This is a genomic window from Streptomyces sp. 13-12-16, from assembly GCF_002114215.1.
Lineage (GTDB): Bacteria > Actinomycetota > Actinomycetes > Streptomycetales > Streptomycetaceae > Streptomyces.
This window is the reverse complement of sequence record NZ_NCTE01000518.1, coordinates 1-1180: the sequence shown is the minus strand read 5'-3', so window position 1 is coordinate 1180 and position 1180 is coordinate 1. Positions and strand designations below refer to the sequence as shown.

Sequence of the window (1180 nt, the reverse complement as noted above, 5' to 3'; positions counted from 1 at the left end):
GCGGGGGCGGCGCCTCCGCGCGGCCTGTCGGGGTCCTCCGGGATGTGCGCATGGACTCCTCGCTCGGGAGTGGTGCGTGGGGCGGGCCGAAACGGTCGCCGGCACCGCGGGGCGCGGTCAGTGGGCGGTGTGCCCGGCCGGGCGCTGGGCCGAGGCGGACGCCTCGCGCTCCCCGGCCGTCGGCGACAGCGCCACGAAGGCCGAGGTGATGAAGAGGTAGGACCCGAGTCCGACGGCGAGCGGGAAGATGAACTGCATCGCCGTGGCGCCGGGCAGGGGTTCGCCGGAGGGCGTGACACGCACGCTCACCGCGAACATCCCCGTGTAGTGCATGCTGCTGACCGCGGCGCCCATGATCAGGGAGGCGAGGGTGACCGCGACGGGCGACCGGATGTTGAGCGCCGCCCACAGGGCCGCCGTGGCCGCGACGACGGCGATGAGGACGGAGAGGCCGACGAGCACCGGGTCGTAGCTCACCTCGCCGTGCAGCCGCACCGCCGCCATGCCCAGGTAGTGCATGCTGGCGACGCCGAGACCGGTGGTGAGCCCGCCGAGCAGCAGCGCCCGGACCCGGTCGCGGCCGTGGCCGACGGCGAACACGCCGGCGCAGACGACGGCCATGGCGACGAGCAGGCCGGCGAGGGTGAGCGGCACGTCGTAGCGGATGTCGGTGCCGCTGACGGCGAATCCGAGCATGGCCACGAAGTGCATGGTCCAGATGCCCGTGCCGACCGCCGAGGCGGCGGTGAGCAGCCAGTTGCGGCGCACGCTGCCGGTGGCGGCGAGCGCGCGGACGGTGCAACGCAGTCCGAGGGCGGCGCCGGTGCAGGCCATCGCGTACGACAGCACGGGGGTAAGCCACCCCAGGGCGGCGTGGTCCAGGTGTCCCATGGCCCCGGGACGCTAGGGGGCGCGGGCGTGCGAAGGGGACGCGTTTCGAAAGCGGCTGAAATATGACGCAGCGGTACACCGGAACGACCGCGTCACGCTCGAACGTGCGCACAAGGGTGTCGCCCGTCCCGGTGAGGGATCATGCGGAGCATGAGCGACGACCACACACACGTCCAGGAGTTCTTCGCCGCGCGTGCAGCCGACTGGGACCGCCGCTTCCCCGACGACGGTCCGGTCTACGCCGCCGCGGTCGCCGAGCTCGGGCTGCGCGAGGGGGACCGGGTGCTCG

The 1180-nt window shown here is 73.6% G+C and carries 1 protein-coding gene and 1 pseudogene; one reads left to right on the top strand and one right to left on the bottom strand.

All coding sequences use genetic code 11. The features are described from left to right. Window positions 1-117 precede the first annotated feature (117 nt). Window positions 118-891 carry an MHYT domain-containing protein gene (locus B7767_RS20910; protein WP_085573542.1) on the bottom strand — a complete coding sequence of 258 codons (774 nt, stop codon included), beginning with the start codon at window positions 889-891 and terminating at the stop codon, window positions 118-120. Between the two features lie 150 nt (window positions 892-1041). Here B7767_RS20910 and B7767_RS48180 point away from each other — a divergent pair. After that, a pseudogene (locus B7767_RS48180) lies at window positions 1042-1180 on the top strand (SAM-dependent methyltransferase); the annotation flags it as partial.

What these genes read in the sequence shown, in the direction of transcription:
- B7767_RS20910 (WP_085573542.1), bottom strand. Translation starts at nt 891, where the DNA reads ATGGGACACCTGGACCACGCCGCCCTGGGGTGGCTTACCCCCGTGCTG.